The organism is Aurantimonas sp. HBX-1, assembly GCF_021391535.1.
Lineage (GTDB): Bacteria > Pseudomonadota > Alphaproteobacteria > Rhizobiales > Rhizobiaceae > Aurantimonas.
This window is the reverse complement of record NZ_CP090066.1, coordinates 1,675,362-1,692,473: the sequence shown is the minus strand read 5'-3', so window position 1 is coordinate 1,692,473 and position 17,112 is coordinate 1,675,362. Positions and strand designations below refer to the sequence as shown.

General features: G+C 69.6%; 15 protein-coding genes. 9 read left to right on the top strand and 6 right to left on the bottom strand.

The genetic code is table 11. From position 1 onward, the window contains the following. The first annotated feature begins 93 nt into the window (after positions 1–93). The 7 genes from LXB15_RS08045 (at position 94) to LXB15_RS08015 (ending at position 6,031) form a co-directional block, all read left to right on the top strand. Positions 94–1,020: a branched-chain amino acid ABC transporter permease gene (locus tag LXB15_RS08045; RefSeq protein ID WP_233952277.1), complete on the top strand. Its 927-nt coding sequence runs from the start codon at positions 94–96 to the stop codon at positions 1,018–1,020. Then, a complete protein-coding gene (locus LXB15_RS08040; protein WP_233952275.1) occupies positions 1,017–2,024 on the top strand; it encodes a branched-chain amino acid ABC transporter permease in 1,008 nt (335 codons plus the stop codon). Before LXB15_RS08045 ends, LXB15_RS08040 begins: the two co-directional genes overlap by 4 nt. Beyond that, the gene (locus tag LXB15_RS08035) at positions 2,021–2,773 is read left to right on the top strand and encodes an ABC transporter ATP-binding protein (protein WP_233952273.1); all 753 of its coding nucleotides are present in this window, start codon (positions 2,021–2,023) and stop codon (positions 2,771–2,773) included. The genes LXB15_RS08040 and LXB15_RS08035 overlap by 4 nt, the downstream gene beginning before the upstream one ends. Further along, positions 2,773–3,468, top strand: a complete 696-nt coding sequence (locus LXB15_RS08030; protein ID WP_233952271.1) for an ABC transporter ATP-binding protein — start codon at positions 2,773–2,775, stop codon at positions 3,466–3,468. The genes LXB15_RS08035 and LXB15_RS08030 overlap by 1 nt, the downstream gene beginning before the upstream one ends. 140 nt (positions 3,469–3,608) lie before the next feature. Beyond that, positions 3,609–4,829 (top strand): acyl-CoA dehydrogenase, encoded by a 1,221-nt coding sequence (locus tag LXB15_RS08025; RefSeq protein ID WP_233952269.1) that lies wholly within the window; start codon positions 3,609–3,611, stop codon positions 4,827–4,829. 41 nt (positions 4,830–4,870) lie between these two features. Further along, positions 4,871–5,728: an alpha/beta hydrolase gene (locus tag LXB15_RS08020; protein WP_233952268.1), complete on the top strand. Its 858-nt coding sequence runs from the start codon at positions 4,871–4,873 to the stop codon at positions 5,726–5,728. 60 nt (positions 5,729–5,788) lie between these two features. Next, the gene (locus LXB15_RS08015) at positions 5,789–6,031 is read left to right on the top strand and encodes an Lrp/AsnC family transcriptional regulator (protein ID WP_233952266.1); all 243 of its coding nucleotides are present in this window, start codon (positions 5,789–5,791) and stop codon (positions 6,029–6,031) included. 43 nt (positions 6,032–6,074) lie between these two features. On the opposite strand, the gene LXB15_RS08010 is transcribed toward LXB15_RS08015, so the two are convergent. Beyond that, positions 6,075–6,341: a DUF2312 domain-containing protein gene (locus tag LXB15_RS08010; RefSeq protein ID WP_163041902.1), complete on the bottom strand. Its 267-nt coding sequence runs from the start codon at positions 6,339–6,341 to the stop codon at positions 6,075–6,077. Positions 6,342–6,529: 188 nt separating this feature from the next. On the opposite strand from LXB15_RS08010, the gene LXB15_RS08005 reads away from it, so the two are divergent. Continuing rightward, positions 6,530–9,136: a cation:proton antiporter gene (locus LXB15_RS08005; protein ID WP_233952264.1), complete on the top strand. Its 2,607-nt coding sequence runs from the start codon at positions 6,530–6,532 to the stop codon at positions 9,134–9,136. Here the strand turns inward: LXB15_RS08005 and recJ are convergent. The 5 genes from recJ to LXB15_RS07980 form a co-directional block, all read right to left on the bottom strand. Next, positions 9,062–10,855, bottom strand: a complete 1,794-nt coding sequence (gene recJ, locus LXB15_RS08000; protein ID WP_233952262.1) for a single-stranded-DNA-specific exonuclease RecJ — start codon at positions 10,853–10,855, stop codon at positions 9,062–9,064. The genes LXB15_RS08005 and recJ overlap by 75 nt on opposite strands. A 41-nt stretch (positions 10,856–10,896) precedes the next feature. Continuing rightward, complete coding sequence (gene glpX / locus LXB15_RS07995) at positions 10,897–11,886, bottom strand: class II fructose-bisphosphatase (RefSeq protein WP_233952260.1); 990 nt, start codon at positions 11,884–11,886, stop codon at positions 10,897–10,899. A gap of 138 nt (positions 11,887–12,024) precedes the next feature. Next, a complete protein-coding gene (locus tag LXB15_RS07990) occupies positions 12,025–13,329 on the bottom strand; it encodes a homoserine dehydrogenase (protein WP_233952258.1) in 1,305 nt (434 codons plus the stop codon). A 38-nt stretch (positions 13,330–13,367) separates the two neighbouring features. After that, positions 13,368–14,582 (bottom strand): LL-diaminopimelate aminotransferase, encoded by a 1,215-nt coding sequence (locus tag LXB15_RS07985; RefSeq protein WP_233952256.1) that lies wholly within the window; start codon positions 14,580–14,582, stop codon positions 13,368–13,370. Between the two features lie 52 nt (positions 14,583–14,634). After that, complete coding sequence (locus tag LXB15_RS07980) at positions 14,635–15,078, bottom strand: hypothetical protein (protein ID WP_233952254.1); 444 nt, start codon at positions 15,076–15,078, stop codon at positions 14,635–14,637. 173 nt (positions 15,079–15,251) lie between these two features. Between LXB15_RS07980 and phaC the strand changes: the two genes are divergently transcribed. Further along, on the top strand, positions 15,252–17,084 hold the full coding sequence (phaC, locus tag LXB15_RS07975) for a class I poly(R)-hydroxyalkanoic acid synthase (RefSeq protein WP_233952252.1): 1,833 nt from the start codon (positions 15,252–15,254) through the stop codon (positions 17,082–17,084). The last annotated feature ends 28 nt before the right edge of the window (positions 17,085–17,112 follow it).

The window sequence follows — 17,112 nt, the reverse complement described above, 5'->3', positions numbered from 1 at the left end:
GACTTGCGGAAACCGCGCGCCGACCGCTAAGCGTCGGCGCGCCGTCGGCGGTTCGCGCCGGGGGCGGCACGCCATCGCCCTCGAAGGAGCCGGATGCTCAACCTCTTCCTGCTTCAGACGCTCAACGGTCTCCAGTTCGGGATCCTGCTGTTCCTCGTGGCGGCGGGCCTGACGCTGATCTTCGGGATCATGGACCTGATCAACCTCGCCCACGGCGTCCTCTACATGGTCGGCGCCTATCTTGCGGCGACCTTCACCGCCTATACCGGCGACTTCTTCCTCGGCCTGGCGATCGCCCTGCCCGTGGCGCTGGCCTTTGGCATCCTGCTGGAGCGGCTGATCTTCCAGCGGCTCTATGAGCGCGACCATCTCGACCAGGTGCTGGCGACCTTCGGGCTGATCCTGATCCTCAACGAGGGCGTGAAGATCCTCTGGGGCGCCGCGCCGCTCAGCGTGCCGATTCCCGACATGCTCGCCGGATCGATCCCGCTGATCGGCAATCTGCGCTACCCGCTGTTCCGGCTGGTGATCATCGGCGCCGGACTCGCCACCGCCCTCGGGCTCTATTTGCTCGTCCACCACACCCGGATCGGGATGCTGCTGCGGGCCGGGGCCAGCAACGGGCCGATCGTCTCGGCGCTCGGCGTCGACATCAAGCGGCTGTTCATGCTGGTCTTCGGCCTGGGGGCGATGCTGGCAGCCCTGGCCGGGGCGCTGGTCGCGCCGATCCTCTCGGTCGAGCCCGGCATGGGCGACAGCATCCTGATCCTCACCTTCGTGGTGATCGTCATCGGCGGCGTCGGCTCGATCCGCGGCGCCTTCGTCGCGGCCATCCTCGTTGGCCTCGTCGACACGCTGGGCCGGACCTTCGGCCCGATCCTCCTGCGCACCCTGATGGATCCGTCCGCCGCCTCGCAGACCGGCCGGACGCTGGCGCCGATGCTGATCTACATCCTGATGGCGGCGGTGCTGTTCCTGCGGCCGACCGGCCTGTTCCCGGCCCGGGCGGCGGCCCGATGAAGGCCGCCCCGGCGCGGCCGGACGCGCCCTCGGGTCTTGCCCGCCTCCCCTATGCCGGCCGCCCGGGCGCCGCGACGGCCGCGGGACTGCTGTTTGCGTCGCTGGCGCTGTTCCCGCTGCTGGCGCACATGCTGGGCGACCCGTTCCTGCTGGTCATCGCGACACGCGTGATGATCTTCGGCCTCGCCGCGATGTCGCTCGACCTCATCCTCGGCTACGGCGCGCTGGTATCGTTCGGCCATGCCGCCTTCATCGGGATCGGCGCCTATGCGGTGGCGATCCTCGCCGCGCACGGCATCGACGAACTGCTCATCCAGGCCCTCGTCGCCATCGCCGCATCGAGCCTGTTCGCGCTGGCGACCGGCGCCATCTCGCTGCGCACGCGGGGCGTCTATTTCATCATGATCACCCTCGCCTTCGGCCAGATGGCGTATTTCTTCATGGTGTCGCTGTCGGCCTATGGCGGCGACGACGGCATCTCGCTCGCCGCGCGTTCGACCCTCTTCGGCTCCGACGTGCTGGAGAACGATCTCGCGCTGTTCTACGCGGTCTTCCTGTGTCTCGCGCTGGCGTTCCTGGGGCTGCGGGCGGTCGTCGCATCGCGCTTCGGCCGGGTGCTGCGCGGCACGCGCGACAACCGGACCCGCATGGAGGCGATCGGCTTCGCGCCGTTTGCCTATCAGCTCATCGCCTACGTCATTGCCGGAGGGCTCGCCGGCCTTGCGGGCGTCTTCCTCGCCAACCAGGCCGAGTTCGTCGCGCCTGCCTTCATGAGCTGGCAGCGCTCCGGCGAACTCATCGTCATGGTGGTGCTGGGCGGAATGGGCACGCTGGTCGGCCCGATCGTCGGCTCGATCGCCTTCCTGCTGCTGGAGGACTGGCTGGCCCGCTTCTCCGAGCACTGGCGGCTCGGCCTGGGCATCGTCCTCGTCCTGCTCGCCCTGTTCACCCGCGGCGGCATATCCGGGCTCGTCGCGCGCCTGACCGGCGGAGCCCCACGATGACCGGCGCCCTGCTCTCGGTCCGCGGCTTGAGCAAGCGCTTCGGCGCCCTTCCCGTCAGCGACGATGTCAGCTTCGACGTCCAGCCCGGCGAGCTGCACGCCATCATCGGCCCGAACGGCGCCGGCAAGACGTCGCTGATCAACCAGCTGTCGGGCAGCCTGAGAAACGATGCCGGCACGGTGCATTTCGCCGGCGAGGACATTACCCGGCTCGGCGTGCCGCAGCGCGTCCACAAGGGCATGGCCCGCTCGTTCCAGATCACCTCGATCCTCGACGGCTTCAGCGTCATCGAGAACGCCGCTTCGGCCGTCCAGGCGCGATCCGGCTCGAGCTTCCGCTTCTTCCGCTCCGCCGCGCGCGAGGTCGATCTCAACGAGGCGGCCATGGCGGCGCTCGCGCGCGTCGGGCTGGCCGATCGCGCCGATCGCCGCGCCGGCAGCCTGTCGCATGGCGAAAAGCGCCAGCTGGAGATCGCCATCGCGCTGGCCACCGGCGCCCGGCTGCTGCTGCTCGACGAGCCGCTCGCCGGCACCGGCCACGAGGAGTCGACGGTGCTCGTTTCGCTGATGCAGGAGCTGAAGGCGACGCACACGATTGTCCTCGTCGAACACGACATGGAAGCCGTCTTCGCCCTCGCCGACCGGGTCAGCGTGCTGGTCTACGGAAGGCTGATCGCCACCGGTTCTCCCGCGGCGATCCGCAGCAACCCGGATGTCCGTGCCGCCTATCTCGGCGAGGAGGAGGGCTGATGCTGCGTGTCGAGGGCCTGGAGGCCGCCTACGGCGAGTCGCGCATCCTGTTCGGCGTCGACCTTGCGGTCGAAGCCGGCGAGGTGGTGACGCTGCTCGGGCGCAACGGCATGGGCAAGACGACGACGATCAAGTCGATCTTCGGCCTGCTGAGGCCGACCGGCGGCCGGGTCCTGGTCGACGGCGAGGACGTCACCGGCAAGGAACCGCATCTCATCGCCCGCCACGGGCTCGGCCTCGTTCCGGAGGGCCGGCAGATCTTCCCGACCCTCACGGTCGAGGAGAATCTCGTCGCAACGCAACGCGCCGCATCCGCCGCGCGCTGGGACCTCGCCGCGGTCTACGGCCTCTTCCCGCGGCTGAGGGAACGGCGGCGCAATCTCGGCGACCAGATCTCCGGCGGCGAGCAGCAGATGCTCGCCATCGGCCGCGCGCTCATGACCAACCCGCGGCTGGTCGTGCTCGACGAGGCGACCGAGGGGCTGGCGCCACTGATCCGCGAGGAGATCTGGACCTGCCTCGCGGCGATCCGGCGCGAGGGCGCGGCGATACTCGTCGTCGACAAGAACGTCGAGGCGCTGTCGCGCTTCGCCGACCGTCACGTGGTCATCGAGAAAGGCCGCGTCGCCTGGACGGGCACCACCGCACAACTGCGCGCCAGCCCCGACGTGAAGGATCGCTTCCTGCACGTCTGACGGCCTGCGCCGTGCCTGCGGCAGTGTTTGCTGTTTCGCCGCGGCGTGAGGGGGACTATGGCTGACGGAACCCGCGCGAGGCGGCCGCAGGCTCGCAGCCACGCCCAGCCCCGCCACAAGGAAGCCGGAAGGAAAGCACCATGTCGACCGCCCCCGCCGCAACGCCCACCCACAGCGCCTCGATGGCCGCCTTCGACTGGTCCGACCCGTTCCGCCTCACCGACCAGCTGACCGAGGACGAGCGGCTGATCTACGAGACCGCTCGGTCCTTCGCCGAGGAATCGCTGCGCCCGCGCGTCGTGGCCGCCTACCAGAACGAGACCACCGACCGGCCGATCTTCGAGGAGATGGGCGCGCTCGGCCTGCTCGGCCTGACGCTGCCGGAAGATTACGGCTGCGCCGGCGCATCCTACGTCGCCTACGGCCTCGTCGCCCGCGCCGTCGAGGCGGTGGATTCCGGCTACCGCTCGATGATGAGCGTCCAGTCCTCGCTGGTCATGTATCCGATCCACGCCTATGGCGACGAGAACCAGCGCCGCAAATACTTGCCGAAGCTCGCCAGCGGCGAATGGGTCGGCTGTTTCGGCCTGACCGAGCCGGATGCCGGCTCCGACCCCTCCGGCATGAAGACCCGGGCCGAGAAGATCGACGGCGGCTACCGCCTGTCCGGCGCCAAGATGTGGATCTCCAACTCGCCGATCGCCGACGTCTTCGTCGTCTGGGCGAAGTCCGCGGCGCATGACAACGCTATCCGGGGCTTCATCCTCGACAAGGGCATGAAGGGCCTTTCGGCGCCGAAGATCGAGGGCAAGCTGTCGCTGCGCACCTCTGTCACCGGCGAGATCGTCATGGACGGCGTCGAGGTGCCGGAGGACGCGCTGCTGCCCAACGTATCCGGCCTCAAGGGGCCGTTCGGCTGCCTCAACCGGGCCCGCTACGGCATTTCCTGGGGCGCGATGGGCGCGGCGGAAGACTGCTGGAAGCGCGCCCTCTCCTACACGCTGGAGCGCACCCAGTTCGGCCGGCCGCTGGCGGCGACGCAGCTCGTCCAGAAGAAGCTCGCCGACATGCAGACCGAGATCGCCCTCGGGCTGCAGGCGAGCCTCAGGGTCGGGCGGCTGTTCGACGAGGGCAAGATGGCCCCGGAGATGATCAGCCTCGTCAAGCGCAACAATTGCGGCAAGGCGCTCGACATCGCCCGCACCGCCCGCGACATGCACGGCGGCAACGGCATCATGGGCGAGTATCACGTCATGCGGCACGCCCAGAACCTCGAGACCGTCAACACCTACGAGGGCACCCACGACGTCCACGCGCTGATTCTCGGCAAGGCGCAGACCGGCCTGCAGGCCTTCTTCTGAGCGAGCTGTTGCCTGCCGATCCGGCGCCACGAGGACCGACCATGCACGAGACGATCTGGACCGGCGGCGCGCCGATCGGCGACTACGACGCCGCCTACGCCAACGGCGCGGCCATCGCCGATTCGGCCGCCTATGCGCCGCGCTGGCTGGCCGAGGCCGCGCCTTTCCGCGAGCGCATGACGCTGGACGGCAGGGCTCGGCTGGCGGTCCCCTACGGCGACCAGCCGCGCCAGCACTACGACCTGTTCCTGCCGGAGGAACGGCCGGCCGGGCTCGTGGTCTTCGTCCATGGCGGCTACTGGAAGGGCCAGGCGATCGCGGCCTGGTCGCATTTCGCCGCCGGCGCCCTCGCCCGCGGCTTCGCCGTCGCGCTGCCGGAATATACGCTGTGCCCGGACACGACGATCCCGGCCATCACCCGCGAGATCGGCAGCTTCCTCGACAAGGTCGCCGGCGAGATCGACGGCCCGATCCACCTCTCCGGCCATTCCGCCGGCGGGCATCTGGTCTCGCGCATGCTCTGCGCCGATGCGCCGATCGCGGCGGCCACTGCGGCGCGGATCGGTCGGGCCGTCTCGATCAGCGGCGTCCACGACCTCCGCCCGCTGCTGCGCACGGCGATGAACGACGTGCTGGGCCTCGACCTCGCGACCGCACGGGCGGAAAGCCCGGCCCTCCTCGAGCCGCACGACGGCGTCCGGCTGGTCTGCCTCGTGGGCGGCGCGGAACTGCCGGAGTTCCGCCGCCAGAACGCGCTGCTCGCCAATGCCTGGCACGGGCTCGGCGCGCGGGTGAGTGCCGTGGAGGCGCCGGGCCGGCATCATTTCGACGTCGTCGACGAACTGCTCGACCCGCAGAGCCGTCTCGTCGCGGCCTTGACGGGCGACGGCGACGGCTGAGACGGTCGCCGTCAGGTCAACCGATACGAGACGCCGCGCGAGGCGCCGGAGCAAGCATCCATGAAAACCATCTTCGTCCAGTTCAAGTGCCGCCCCGGCAAGGCCTATGGCGTCGCGGACGAACTCGTCCAGGACGTGCCCGAGATCTCCGAGGTCTACTCGACCTCGGGCAATTACGACCTGATCGCCAAGTTCTACCTGGAGGACGAGCAGGACATCGGCCACTTCGTCACCGAGCGCCTGCAGACGGTCGACGGCGTCGCCGACACCTTCACGCTGGTGGCCTTCAAGGCGTTCGGCTGAGCGAATCGCGGGGCGGACCGAAGCCCGCCCCGAGGCTTCGGGATCAGGCGGCGTTGGCCGCCGCCGGCGCCTGTTCCATGGCCCGCAGATAGACGTCGAGGAGCGTCTCGTGCTCTTCGCGCTCTTCCTTGTCCAGCTTTCGCAGCTTGATGATTTCCTTGAGGATCTTGACGTCGAAGCCCTCGCCCTTGGCCTCGGCGAAGACCTCCTTCTTGCCCTCGTTCAGTTCCTGGATCTCCGCCTCGATGTGCTCGACGCGCTCGACGAAGGCGCGCACCTGGCCACCCGCGATTCCTGCCGTGTCGTCCATGGTTTCTCCTTTGTGAACCGAGAGGCGCACTATCCCGGCGACGGGTAACCGCTTCCTTAACCGTGCGCTCCTCCACAAGGCGCGGCTTGAGAAACCTGTGGGCCTGCACCAGAATGTCGCAGTGCGATGGGCGGCGTCCGCCCGGTTCGGCGCGAGACCCCTCGCGCGGGGATAAATCGGCCGGCCGGATGAACGTCTCCAGCATTGTCGTGCTCATTGCGTCGCTCGTCGCCTTCGGCGCCCTCGCCCGTCCGCTGGCGTCGCGGCTGCGCCTGCCGGTCTCGATCCTTTTGGCCGCGGGCGGCGCCACGCTCGGTTTCGCCTGCCATTATTCGCTTCAGGTCCCGGGCGCTCTCGTCCCGGTCGAGCTGGCCGCGGCGATCGTCGACCTGCCGATCGGCTCCAGCCTGTTCCTCTACGTCTTCCTGCCGACGCTGATCTTCCAGAGTGCGCTGGAGGTCGACCTGCACCGGGTGCGCGAGGACCTTTTGCCGATCCTCCTGCTGGCCCTCGTGGCGGTGTTTGTCGCGACGTTCGGGGTCGCGCTGTTCCTCTGGCCCGTCTCGGGCATGCCGCTGCTCGCGTGCCTGCTTCTCGCCTCGCTGGTCGCCACCACCGACCCGGTGGCGGTGATCGCGATCTTCCGCGATGTGGGCGCGCCGGAGCGGCTGACCCGGCTGGTCGAGGGCGAGAGCCTGTTCAACGATGCCGCCGCCATCTCGCTGGCGCTGATCTTCTCGGCGGCAATCATCGCTCCCGGCTCGGTCGGTGTGGCCGAGGCGATCAGGGATCTCGTCCTCCTGCCGATCGGCGGCGTGCTGCTCGGCCTCGGCGCTGCCTGGCTGTTCATCCAGTTGCTGAAGCTGATCGGCGAGGACCGGGTCACCACCGCCTCGCTCAGCCTGGCGCTTCCCTATCTGTGCTTCTGGGCGGCGGAACGGCTCCTCCACGTCTCCGGCGTGGTCGCCGTTGCCACCGCCGGCGTCGCCCTCGCCTCGCTGGCGCCGGGACGGGTCACCGGGGTGCTGTGGCGGCACCTGTCGGATACCTGGCAGCAGCTCGCCTCCTGGTCGTCGATCCTGATCTTCGTGCTCACCTCGCTCCTTTTGCCGCGCATGCTGTCGGACCTGCGGCCGTTCGATTTCGTGCTGCTGCTGGTGGTCTTCGTCGCCGCCCTCCTGACCCGCGCACTCGTGCTGTTCGGCCTGCTGCCGCTGCTGACGCGGATAGGCCTGTCGTCCTCCGTCTCCGTCCCGTACCGGCTGGTCGTGCTGTGGGGCGGCCTGCGCGGGTCGATGACCCTTGCGCTCGCCCTCGCGGTCATGGAGAACCCCGCGATCCCGCGCCCGATCGCCGCCTTCGTGGTCACGCTGGCGACCGGCTTCACGCTGCTGACGCTGCTGGTGCAGGGGACGACGCTGCGGCCGCTCATCGAGCGGCTCGGCCTCGACCGCCTGAGCGAGGTCGACCGGGCGGTGCGCGACCTGGCGCTCGACGTCGCCGGCGGCCGCGTCAGCCGGGTCGCCGCAAAGATGCGGCGGCGCTTCGGCCACGCCCCGGCCGATGCGTCGGACCCGGACCCGGCCAGCGACATCACCGGCATCCTCCCGCTCGGCCCCTCGGCCGATACGGTCCCCCAAGGGGCGCGGACGGCGATCGCACTGGTCGCGCTGACGGCGCGCGAGCGCGAGACGATCCTCGAGCATTTCGCCAGCGGCACGGTCGCGCCGCCGGTCGCCCGGCGCCTGGCGGCAGATGCGCGGCGTCGCCTCGACCTGGCACGGCTCGGCGGGATGGAAGGCTACCGCGCCGCCAACGAAGCGGAAGTGGACTTCGCCACGGTCGACCGGCTGGCCTTCGCCCTGCAGCGCCGCCTCGGCTACAGCCGGCTCCTGTCGCAACGCCTGGCCGGGCGATTCGAGATGCTCATCGAATCGCTGCTCGTCGTCGGATCGCTGCAGCGAATCGCCGAACAGGAGCTGCAGCCGGTCCTCGGGCCTGCGACCGTGGCCGAGGCGGGCCGGGTCATGGCCGAGCGCCAGGCTTTGCTCGAACGTGAGATCGCGGCGGTCCGCCTGCAGTACCCGGCCTATGTCACGGCGCTGGAACGCTGCTTTGTCGAGCGGGCGGCGCGGGCCGTCGAGATGGTCGAGATCGAGCGGCTCCGTCGCTCGGGCGTGATCAGCAGCGAGGTCGAGCGCGACGTGCTGGCGGAACTTTCCGCGCGCGGCGACACCCACCTGCGCCGGCCGCCTCTCGATCTTGGCCTCGACACCGCGACGCTGATCGAGCGGAGCGAGCTGTTCGCGGACCTTTCGCCGCGCGAGCGGCAGGATCTGGCGCCGCTGATGCGGCCGTTCTTCGCCGAGCCCGGCATGCGGATCATCAGCCGCGGCGAGATCGGCAACGCCGCCTATTTCATTTCGTCCGGCGCCGTCGAGATCGACACCGGCGCCAGCCTGGTGCGGCTCGGCCGCGGCGACATCTTCGGCGAGATGGCATTGCTCTTCGACCAGCGCCGGCAGGCCGACGTCACCGCCATCGCCTATTGCGCCCTGCTCCGCCTATCGGCCGCCGACTTCCAGCGCTTCCTGGCGCGGCACCCGGCGCTCAGGCACCGCATCGAGGCGCTCGCCCTTCGGCGACGCGAGGAAAATGCCGCGAGCCCCGCGCTGGCCGGCGGCGCCGGCGAGGATTCCGCCGCGCCGGGCCGAGTCGGTTCAGTCGAAAGCTTCGGCGAGGTCGAGGATCCGGAAGCGCACTTCCTCGCGGCCGCGGAAGCGGTCGAGCGATAGCGTGCCGGCCGCATGCACCGGCCGGTCGCGGGCTTCCAGCAGCCGGCGGCCGACCGGGGTTTCGGCGGCCTTGAAGGCGATCGCCGAGATGCTGCTGCCGTCGGCGCCCGAGAGCGTCGCGCGGACATGGCCCTTGCCGACGATCGAGGAAGAGCCGATGCGGTGCCGCGGCAGCGCGAAGACCGGCTCGCCGTGGCCGGCGCCAAACGGGCCGGCGCGGGCGATGGTGGCGTAGAGGGCCGGCGTCAGGCCGGCCGCGCTGACCGAGCCGTCGAGCCTCAGCGTGTCGCCCTCGCGCAGCGCCCCGACGGACGCGGCGGCGCCCGCCTCCAGGAACGCGCGCAGGTCGCCGAGCCGCTCCTTCTGCACGGTCACGCCGGCCGCCATGGCATGGCCGCCGCCCTTGACCAGAATACCCGCCGCCACCGCCTCGCGCACCAGCCGGCCGAGGTCGAAGCCGGGGATCGACCGGCCCGAACCGGTGCCGCGCCCGGACGCGTCGAAGGCGATGGCGAAGGCCGGCCGGCGGTGGCGCTCCTTCAGCCGCGCCGCTAGCAGGCCGACGATGCCGGGATGCCAGCCGGCCGAGCCGGCGACCAGCACGGCCGGCCCCTCGCCCGTGCCGATCTCCGCCGCGACTTCGGCCTCCGCCTCCTGGAGCATCGCCTGCTCCATCGCCTGGCGCTCCTCGTTCAGCCCGTGCAGCCGCGCCGCCAGCTCGTCCGCCTCCGACGTCTCGTCGAGGCACAGCAGCCGGCTGCCGAGCCAGGCGTCGCCGATGCGGCCGCCGGCGTTGATCCGCGGACCGATGAGGAAGCCGAGATGGTGGCACTCGACCGGTCCGGCGAGTCGCGCCACGCGGGCCAGGGCGGAGAGCCCGACATTGCGCTGCGCGTGCATGACACGGAGGCCCTGCACGACGAAGGCGCGGTTCAGCCCGACCAGCGGGACGACGTCGCAGACGGTCGCCAGCGCGACGAGATCCAGCATCTGGAAGATGTCCGGCAGCGAGGCCGCCGGCCGTCCGCGCCGCCGCAATTCCCGCGCCAGGGCGACGAGACTCATGAACACCACTCCGGCGGCGCAGAGGTGACCGAGGCCGGATAAGTCGTCCTGCCGGTTGGGGTTCACCACCGCCCTTGCCGCAGGAAGCTCGGGCCCGGTCTGGTGATGGTCGAGCACGACGACGTCGACGCCGAGTTCACGGGCCGCGTCGATCGATTCGAAGCTGCCGGTGCCGCAGTCGACGGTGACGATCAGCGTCGCGCCGTCGGACGCGAGCTCGCGCATAGCCTCGGGGTTCGGCCCGTAGCCCTCGGTGATGCGGTCGGGAATTCGGATCGTTGCGGTAACGCCGAAATGGTTGAGGTACCGCCAGAGAAGCGCCGCCGAGGCGGCTCCGTCGACGTCGTAGTCGCCGAAGATCGCGACCGTCTCGCCCGCGTCGATCGCATCGGCGAGGCGCGCCGCGGCGGCGTCCATGTCGGTCAGTGTCGCCGGGTCCGGCATCAGGTCGCGCAGCCGCGGCTCGAGGAATGCCAGCGCGTCCGCGTCGCCGATGCCGCGGCCGGCCAGCACCCGGCTGACGATATCGGGCAGGCCGTGGATCTGGGCGATGCGCAGCGCCGCGCCCTCGGCACGCGTGTCGAGGGCATTCAGCCAGCGCCGGCCCCCGAGGGAGGAATCGACGCCGAGAAAGGTGCGCGCGGTATCGGACATGCCCTCGTTCTGGCGACGCGCGGCGGCCGGTGCAAGAGCGTTCAGGTCGCGAACTTCGTCCGGTCGTAATGCTGCGCCCGCATCTCGCGGATGGTGCGGGAACGCGAGCGCATCACCAGCGTGTGGGTCGTCACCCGGTCCCGATAGAAGCGCACGCCGTCGAGCAGGTTGCCGTCGGTGACGCCGGTCGCGGCGAAGATCACGTCGCCGGACGCCATCTCCTCGGCAGTATAGATCCGGTAGGGATCGCTGATCCCCATCTTCTCGGCGCGGGCGCGCTTTTCGTTGGTGTTGAGCTGCAGCCGCCCCTGCATCTGGCCGCCGGTGCAGCGCAGGGCAGCCGCCGCCAGGACGCCTTCCGGCGCGCCGCCGATGCCCATGTAGATGTCGATGCCGGTCTCTTCCGGGTCGGTCGTGTGGATCACGCCGGCGACGTCGCCGTCGCCGATCAGGCGGATCGCCGCGCCCGCCGCGCGGACCGTCTCGATCAGCTGCGCGTGACGGGGACGGTCGAGGATGCAGGCGGTGATCTCGGAGACCTGCACGCCCTTCGCCTTGGCCAGCGCCGCGAGGTTCTCCTCGGGCGACAGCGCGAGGTTGACGATGCCGTCCGGATAGCCGGGGCCCACGGCGATCTTCTCCATGTAGACGTCGGGCGCGTTGAGCAGGCTGCCGCGCACCGCCATGGCGATGACCGCGAGCGAATTCGGCAGGTTCTTGGCGCAGACCGTGGTGCCCTCGAGCGGATCCAGCGCGATATCGACCTTCGGCCCGGCCTTGGTGCCGACCGATTCGCCGATATAGAGCATCGGCGCCTCGTCGCGCTCGCCCTCGCCGATGACGATGACGCCGTCGATCGCCAGCTGGTTGAGCTCGGAGCGCATCGCGTCGACGGCGGCCTGGTCGGCGGCCTTCTCGTCGCCGCGGCCGCGCAGCCTCGCCGCCGCGACCGCCGCCTTCTCGGTGACCCGGGCGATCTCGAGAGTGAGCACCCGGTCCAGCATCTCGCCGCCACCATTGCCGTCGGTCATGTCCCCGTCTCCTCCTGCGGGGTCCGGATGTCGTCCCCGGTCGCCGCCTGCGCCTGATATGTCCCGGCAGTGTGAAAGCGCAATGTCATCGAGGCGGAACGCCCGGCGCGCCCCCTTCGCGATCCGGCGAGAGCGCCGTTAGTTCAGCGCCTCGATGCGGATCATCTTCGGCTCGCCCTTCAGGTGCCCGTCCTTCGAGACCGCCTCCAGCGCCTTGCGGACGGCAGCTTCCGTGGTCTCGTGGGTGACGAGAATGACCGGCGCGGTGGACGGATCGCCGGCGCCCGGCAGCTTGCGCTGCACGATCGATTCCAGCGAGATCTGGTTCTCCGCCATCCGCCGGGCGATCGAGGCGAAGGCCCCGACCCGGTCGTAGACGGACAGGCGGATGTAGTAGCCGCCCTCGTGGGCCCGCATCCGGGCCCGCTTGTAGGGCGCGAGCTTGGCCGGAGGCAGGCCGAGCGTCGGCGGCAGTACGCCGCCGGCGACGTCCATGATGTCCGAAAGCACCGCCGATGCGGTCGCCTCGCCGCCGGCGCCGGGACCGGCGAGCAGGATCGAGCCGAGCAGGTCGGTGTCGACGGCGACGGCGTTGGTCACGCCGTCCACCTGCGCCATCGCCGAGCTCGACGGGATCATCGTCGGATGCACGCGCTGCTCGATGCCGCTGTCGGTGCGGCGGGCGACGGCGAGCAGCTTGATCCGGTAGCCGAGCTCGGCGGCGGCCGCGATGTCGTCGTTGGTGACCGCCGAGATCCCCTCGATGAAGACGCTCTCGAGGTCGATCTCGCAGCCGAAGGCGAGCGACGTCAGGATCGCCAGCTTGTGCGCGGCGTCGAAGCCGCCGATGTCGAAGGTCGGGTCCGCCTCGGCATAGCCGAGCCGCTGGGCGTCGGCCAGGCAGTCGTCGAAGGCGATGCCCTCGGCCTCCATGCGGGTGAGCATGTAGTTGCAGGTGCCGTTGAGGATGCCGTAGACGCGGCTGACGCTATTGCCGGAAAGGCCCTCGCGCATCGTCTTGATGATCGGGATGCCGCCGGCGACCGCCGCCTCGAACAGGATCTCGGTGCCCTTGCGGGCGGCCAGCCGCGCCAGCGAGACGCCGTGATGGGCGAGCAGCGCCTTGTTGGCGGTGACCACCGGGATGCCGCGGCCGAGCGCGGCCTTCACCGCCTCGTGGGCCGGCCCGTCGGCACCGCCGACGAGTTCGACGAAGACGTCGATCTCGGCTTCGGCGGCCAGCGCCACGGGATCGTCGAACCAGGCGAGTCCGGCGATGTCGATGCCTCGATCCTTGGTGCGGTCGCGCGCCGAGACCGCGACGATTTCGATCTGCCGGCCGACGCGGTTCGCCAGCGTCTCGGCCTTAGCTTCAATCAGTCGGGCGAGGCTGGCGCCAACGGTTCCGAGCCCGGCCAGGCCGAGTCGCAGGGGACTGTTCATGGGTACCTGATCGTTCTTGGCGTCGCGGCCGGGCACCGTCAGGACCCGGCGAAGGAAACGACCTTCTGCCCGGCTTCCTCGCCCGTGGCAAGGAACCGGCGGATGTTGCGCGCCGCCTGCCGGATCCGATGCTCGTTCTCGACCAGCGCGATGCGGACATGATCGTCGCCGTGCTCGCCGAAGCCGATGCCCGGCGCCACGGCGACATCCGCCTTCTCGATCAGCAGCTTGGAGAACTCCAGCGAGCCCATGCCGCGATAGGCGGGCGGCAGCGGCGCCCAAGCGAACATCGTCGAGGAGGGCGCGGGAATCTGCCATCCGGCACGCCCGAACGAATCCACCAGCACGTCGCGGCGACGGCGATAGACCGTCCGCACTTCCTCGATCACCTCGTCCCCGGCATTGAGCGCGGCGGTGGCGGCGACCTGGATCGGCGTGAAGGCGCCGTAGTCGAGATAGGATTTCACCCGCGCCAGCGCCGCCAGCAGCCGTTCGTTGCCGACGGCAAAGCCCATCCGCCAGCCCGGCATCGAGAAGGTCTTCGACATCGAGGTGAACTCGACGGCGACGTCGATCGCCCCGTCGACCTCGAGGATCGAGGGCGGCGGCGAGCCGTCGAAGAAGATCTCGGCGTAGGCGAGGTCGGAGAGGATGGCGATCGAGTGCTTGCGCGCGAAGGCGACGACCTCGCGGTAGAAATCGAGATCGGCCTCGAAGGCGGTGGGATTGGCCGGGTAGTTGAGGATGATCGCGATCGGCTTGGGGATCGAATAGCGTACCGCCCTGTCGATCGCGACCATGAAGTCGGCATCCGGCTTGGCGGGAATGGCGCGGATCGTGCCGCCGGCCATCAGGAAGCCGAAGGCATGGATCGGATAGGTCGGATTCGGGCACAGCACCACGTCGCCGGGCGCGGTGATCGCCTGCGCCATGTTGGCGAAGCCTTCCTTGGAGCCGAGCGTCGCCACGACCTGCGTCGCCGGATCGAGCTTCACCCCGAAGCGCCGCTGATAATAGGCGGCCTGCGCCTTGCGCAGGCCGGCAATGCCCTTCGACGCCGAATAGCGGTGCGAGCGCGGGTCGCGGATCACTTCGCAGAGCTTGTCGACGATGAATTTCGGCGTCGGCAGGTCCGGATTGCCCATGCCGAGATCGATGATGTCGGCGCCGCGGGCGCGTGCCGCCGCCTTCAGCCGGTTGACCTCCTCGAAGACGTAGGGCGGCAGTCTGCGGACTTTGTGAAATTCTTCCATGGTGCTCGTCTCCCGGCTGGTGAGCGGGAATGGCGTAAACGACGGTCGGCGTCTACTGTCCGGCCTCGATTTGGCGCAGCACGTCCTCCGGGCTCTGCGGACGCGTCGCCGCCGGCTGCTGTGCCTGCGGGCGGCGCGCCAGGGCCGCCTCGACCTCGGCCGCCTGCTGCTGACGCAGCGCCTGCAGCCGCGCCACCTGGGCCGGGCCGCTCGACGGCGCCGTCACCGCGCGCTGCTGGGCCATGGCGCCAAGCTGCGCCTGCCCGGCCTGCGCCTCGGCATCCGTCAGCTGCGGCGCCGCGGCCTTCGGCATGGCGCCCAGCAGCGGATAGCCGTCCTCGTCGCGCTGCTGCGCCGAGGCCACGGACGGCGCCGCGGCCAGCCGCATCGCGCCGATGGAGGTGTCTTCGTCGTCGCCGAACATCGCCTGGCAGCCGGCAGCCGGCAGGACGGCGCCGCAGACGGCAAGGGTTCGCAGCAGGGAAAGCGGTATCATTGCCAGAAGGGCCTTCTTGAAACAGCACTTTGTCTCATATCCTAGAGAGTGACCGTTTACAAAGCGACACGGCGCGAATGTCGAGGCGCCGCCGCGCGGGCCGGATGGCGCCGCAGGCGTAGCCGGATCGGGCGCGAGAAAAGTCGGCGACGGGCATTACGGGAGGACGAAGGATGACGGCCAAGCAGCCGCACGAAGGCAAGGGCCCCGGACCGATCGGCGACGACTACGTCGTCCGCGATCCGGAAGCCTTCGCGCGCAACATGGCGCGCATGCTGGAGCAGATCGGCAAGGCGGCCGCAGCATGGGTCGAGCCGCGCGAAAAGGGCGAGGTCGTCGACAGCGGCCCGCTGCCGATGAGCGAACTGGTGACCACCTTGTCCAAGGTATCCGAATACTGGCTCACCGACCCGGCTCGCGCCATCGAGGCGCAAACCAATCTCTTCGCCGGCTACATGGCCGTGTGGAACAACTCGATACGGCGCCTGGCGGGCGACACCGACCTGCCGCCGATCGCCCCGGCCACCGGCGACAAGCGGTTTGCCGACGCCGAATGGCAGAACCACCCGTTCTTCGACTTCATCAAGCAGGCCTATCTGACCACGGCCCGATGGGCCGACGACCTGGTGGACAAGGCCGAGGGGCTCGACCCGCACACCCGCCAGAAGGCGGCCTTCTACGTGCGGCAGATATCGAACGCCATCTCGCCGTCCAACTTCGTCGTCACCAATCCCGAGCTGTATCGCGAGACCGTCGCCTGCAACGGCGAGAACCTCGTCCGCGGCATGAAGATGTTCGCCGAGGACATGGCCGCCGGGCACGGCACGCTGAAGCTGCGGCAGGCGGACTATTCGGCCTTCAAGGTCGGTCGCGACATGGCGGTGACCCCCGGCAAGGTCGTCGCCCAGAACGACGTCTGCCAGATCATCCAGTACGCGCCGCAGACCGAGACGGTGTTCAAGCGGCCGCTGCTGATCGTGCCGCCCTGGATCAACAAGTTCTACATCCTCGACCTGAACCCCGAGAAGTCGCTGATCGCCTGGCTGGTCGGCCAGGGCCACACGGTCTTCGTCGTCTCCTGGGTGAATCCGTCCGAGAAGCAGGCCGAGAAGGACTGGCAGGCCTATATCGAGGAAGGCATCGTCTTCGCCCTCGACACGATCGAGGCGGCGACCGGCCAGCGCGAGGTCAACGCCGTCGGCTACTGCGTCGGCGGCACGCTGCTTGGCGCCTCGCTGGCCTATCTCAAGGCCGGCGGCGACGAGCGCATCCGCTCCGCCACCTTCCTGACCACCCAGATCGACTTTACCCATGCCGGCGACCTGAAGGTCTTCGTCGACGAGGCGCAGCTGAAGCTGATCGAGCGGTCCATGGACGCCAAGGGCTATCTCGACGGCTCGCAGATGGCCACGGCCTTCAACATGCTGCGGTCCGGCGATCTGATCTGGCCGTATTTCGTCAACAACTATCTCAAGGGCAAGGAGCCCCTGCCCTTCGACCTGCTCTACTGGAACGCCGATTCCACCCGCATGCCGAAGGCCAACCACCTGTTCTACCTGCGCAACTGCTATCTCGAGAACAACCTGTCGCACGGCAGGATGGAGATCGGCGGCCGCCGGCTCGACCTGTCGACGGTCGACATCCCGATCTACAACCTCGCCACCAAGGAAGACCACATCGCGCCGGCGCGCAGCGTCTATGTCGGCAGCCTCGCCTTCGGCTCGGACGTCACCTTCGTCCTCACCGGCTCCGGTCACATCGCCGGCGTTGTCAATCCGCCGGCCAAGCAGAAGTACCAGTTCTGGACCGGCCCCTCGCCCGACATCGGCCGCAGCTACGAGGACTGGCTGCTCGCCGCCGCCGAAACGCCCGGCTCCTGGTGGCCGCACTGGCAGGAATGGCTGGCGCCCCAGTCCGGGCCGAAGGTCAAGGCGCGCAAGCCGGGCGGCCGCAAGCTGAAGCCGATCGAGGATGCGCCGGGCTCATACGTGAAGGTCATGGCGTAGGCTACGCTCCGTTGCCTGCGGCACCAGG